The sequence below is a fragment of the Candidatus Erwinia dacicola genome (genome assembly GCF_001756855.1).
In the GTDB taxonomy this organism is placed as follows: domain Bacteria; phylum Pseudomonadota; class Gammaproteobacteria; order Enterobacterales; family Enterobacteriaceae; genus Erwinia; species Erwinia dacicola.
This window is the reverse complement of sequence record NZ_MAYS01000311.1, coordinates 1-1,660: the sequence shown is the minus strand read 5'-3', so window position 1 is coordinate 1,660 and position 1,660 is coordinate 1. Positions and strand designations below refer to the sequence as shown.

At 51.3% G+C, this 1,660-nt stretch carries 2 protein-coding genes and 1 pseudogene; 2 read left to right on the top strand and 1 reads right to left on the bottom strand.

Translation table 11 applies throughout. From position 1 onward, the window contains the following. Positions 1–723: pseudogene (locus BBW68_RS09230) on the top strand (transposase); the annotation flags it as partial. Between the two features lie 334 nt (positions 724–1,057). After that, positions 1,058–1,348, top strand: coding sequence for a hypothetical protein (locus tag BBW68_RS09225; RefSeq protein ID WP_070135133.1), 291 nt, complete (start codon positions 1,058–1,060; stop codon positions 1,346–1,348). A gap of 64 nt (positions 1,349–1,412) precedes the next feature. Here BBW68_RS09225 and BBW68_RS09220 read toward each other — a convergent pair. Next, the coding region (locus BBW68_RS09220; RefSeq protein WP_070135132.1) for an integrase core domain-containing protein at positions 1,413–1,660 on the bottom strand (248 nt) is incomplete at its 5' end.

Sequence of the window (1,660 nt, the reverse complement as noted above, 5' to 3'; positions counted from 1 at the left end):
TAGCGCTTCAGAATGAGAATCATGAGGCTGGAAATAAGTATATTCCATTACACAAAAATGGCTTCATGGCTCATTGAGTGGAAATCAGCCCCTAATACCCAATGTCTAAAAGACGCGCCATCACAGCCGTTGCAGCAGTCACTGAAAGATCTGGAGCGCGGCTACAAAAATTTCTTCCAGAAGCGTGCTTCATTCCCGCGTTTCAAGAAACGCGGCCAAAACGATGCATTCCGCTACCCGCAAGGCGTGAAGCTCGATCAGACCAACAATCGTATATCGCTTCCAAAGTTGGGATGGGTACGCTATCGCAATAGCCGTGAAGTCATCGGCGAAGTGAAAAACGTCACGGTCAGCCAGTCATGCAGCAAATGGTACGTCAGTATCCAGACTGAATACTGAAGTAGCTGATCCCGTTCACAATGCTGAGTCGATGGTTGGTCTGGATGCCGGAGTCACAAAATTAGCAACGCTTTCTGATGGCACGGTATACCATCCAGTCAACAGCTTTAAAGCAAACCAGCGCAAGTTGGCAATGCTTCAGCGCCAGTTAAGCCGCAAAGTTAAATTCAGTGCCTTGAATGCGGATATACCGAGAACGCCGATATTAACGGTGCTCGTAACATTTTAGCGGCAGGTCATGCCGTGCTTGCCTATGGAGGGATGGTGCAGTCAGACCGCCCGTTGAAGCAGGAACCCGCTGAGGTGATTCAGGCTTCGGTCTGAACGCTGTAGAAATCCCCGTTCTTTAGGGCAGGGAGGATGTCAAGTTTATCCAGCGCGTGCTGATGATCTGTTCAATCATCTCTCTTTTTGGGGCACCTATGGACGCTACAACGTTTCAGCAAGGCAATGGTAAGGCTGTAGAGGTTATCTCGCTGGAGAAAATCTGGCACTAGGCTGATTTGCTGATGTTGTTTCTGGTGTGGGTGATGTTCACTATCGCCTGTGTGATGGATTCGCTGATGCTGGCGCTGATTGTCTGCTGCGCGCGCTGCTGCCGGGAAGCTTAGCCACCCGCCTGTGATTTGCTTTTACCCTGATAGCCTTTTCAGCGCTAATGATCCAGCTTGGAGAAGGTGAGGTAGAGTATCACTTCTCTATTTTTGTGCTGCTGTCGGCGCTGCTGGCCTACCGCGACTACCGCCCGTTATCGATGGGTGCCGCCACCGCCGCCGTTCATCACGCCCTGTTCAACTATTTGCAGGAAAATGACCTTTACGGCATCGTCTGCTTTACGCACCCCGGTTTCCAATATGGTGCTGTTGCACGCTGTGTTCGTCATGGTACAAACCGCCATCTTGATTTTGATTGCGCAGCGCATGGCGGCGGATGCCCGTGCCGCCAGTGAGGCGGCACAACGGGCACTGTTGCAAAGATATTGATGAGTTAGCCTTTCGTGTTATTGAAAGGTCTTATCTTTCAAAGACTCTAATACTGGCCACAGCATTAGACTGTAAGTAGTACAGCCGCTCAGATTCGTTGGGCGTCAGACCGCCGTTATACCAGTGGGGCCTGATAGCGCTGTAATATCCCGTTATATAGCGGATTATCGCGCCCTGGGCTTCGCTGAAGCTGTTATAGCCCTTCGTCGGCACCCATTCGGTCTTCAGGCTCCGGAAGAACCGCTCCATAGGGGCGTTATCCCAGCAGTTTCCCCGTC